At 69.3% G+C, this 1,436-nt stretch carries 1 protein-coding gene; it reads right to left on the bottom strand.

What is annotated here, in order from left to right; all coding sequences use genetic code 11:
• Positions 1-173: 173 nt before the first annotated feature.
• Positions 174-1,388 (bottom strand): IS701 family transposase, encoded by a 1,215-nt coding sequence (locus tag C1I98_RS38820; protein WP_111172177.1) that lies wholly within the window; start codon positions 1,386-1,388, stop codon positions 174-176.
• Between the last annotated feature and the right edge of the window lie 48 nt (positions 1,389-1,436).

Raw genomic sequence — 1,436 nt, 5'->3', positions numbered from 1 at the left:
AGTACTACAGTCATGTTTCGTGATCTAGAGTTGGATCTCGTTGTGGCGTAGCCATCGTTTCCAGTAGTGGCTGCTGCGGGCGCGGGCCTGATGGGCGCGGCGGTGGTGTGACCATGCCAGCGCGTGCTGGAGGGCCTGGAGGGCCTGGCCGATGGGGCGGGGGGCGGCGCTGGTCAGACGTGCCAGGAGACGGCGGATCTCAGCTGGGGTGAGGCAGACCAGGCCGCACGGGCTTTTGGGGCGTGCGCGGCGGTGACGACGAGATAGGCGTGGGCGAGCATCGCCAAGGTGATATGCCGGTGCCAGGCATCGAAGCGGCGGACCTGGTACTGGTCCAGGCCGACCTCGTTCTTGGCGGACTGGAAGCACTCCTCGACGGCCCAGCGCGAGCCGGCGATGCGCACCAGTTGCTCGATACCGGTCCCCGCAGGGCCGAAGCACAGGTAGTAGGCAAGGCCGGGCTCGCCTTGGTCACCGGCGGGGGTGAGAGCGCGGCGTACCAGCAGCCACCGCTGCATACCGCCCGGCCCGCCCAACTCGTCGCCGGGGTGGGGCGGCAGGGTCGCCATCGCCCAGTCATACAGCCGCGGGCCTTTGGCCCCATCGCCGGCCGACAGACGTTTCCACGCCTGCTGCGGGGCATCAGCGGTCACCGCGTCGGCCCGTGAGCCGGTGTTGCCGTAGCCGATGCCGGCGCCCAGCGACTGGCTCCGGGGAACCGCGACCACATAGCCGATCTTGCGTTTCTCCAGGAAGAGCCGGAACTTGTGATCCTGGCCGTAGGCCTCGTCCGCGGCCACCCAGGAGGCGGGCACGGCGCCGTCCAGCGCCCGGCCCAGCATCACTGTGGCCAGCGCCGGTTTGGTGGCGAACGGCACGTCATCGCCGATGCCGGCCTGCGCGCACCTGGCCCGATCATCGGTCCAGGACTTCGGCAGGTACAACTCCGCATCCAGCAGCACCCGCCCGCGCGGGGTGGCGTAGGCCAGGAACACCCCGAGCTGGCAGTTCTCCACCCGGCCCGCGGTCCCTGAGTACTGCCGCTGCACCCCCGCCGAGGCGGTGCCCTTCTTGATGAACCCGGTCTCGTCCACGATCAACACCCCACCCGGGTCCCCGAGGTGTTCGACCACGTACTCACGCAGGTCGGCGCGGACATCCCGCGGGTCCCACCGCACGCCGTTCAGCAGCCGCTGCATCCGGTGAGGTTTGGCATCGCCCGCGGCCTCGGCCAGTTGCCAGCCGTTCTTCCGCTCCACCGGCGCCAGCAGCCCGACCAGGTAGGCCCGCGCCTGCCGCCGCGGTTCCACCCGCCCGAAACGAGCGGCGACCCGCGCGAACAGTTCATCCAGCCCGGCCGCCCATGACTGGAGATCCTCAGACGTCACCCCATCCGACACAGAGTCCACTATAGATCACGAAACATGACTGTAGTA

This window comes from Spongiactinospora gelatinilytica (assembly GCF_003236385.1).
In the GTDB taxonomy this organism is placed as follows: Bacteria; Actinomycetota; Actinomycetes; order Streptosporangiales; family Streptosporangiaceae; genus Spongiactinospora; species Spongiactinospora gelatinilytica.
This window is presented reverse-complemented; position numbering and strand designations above follow the sequence as displayed.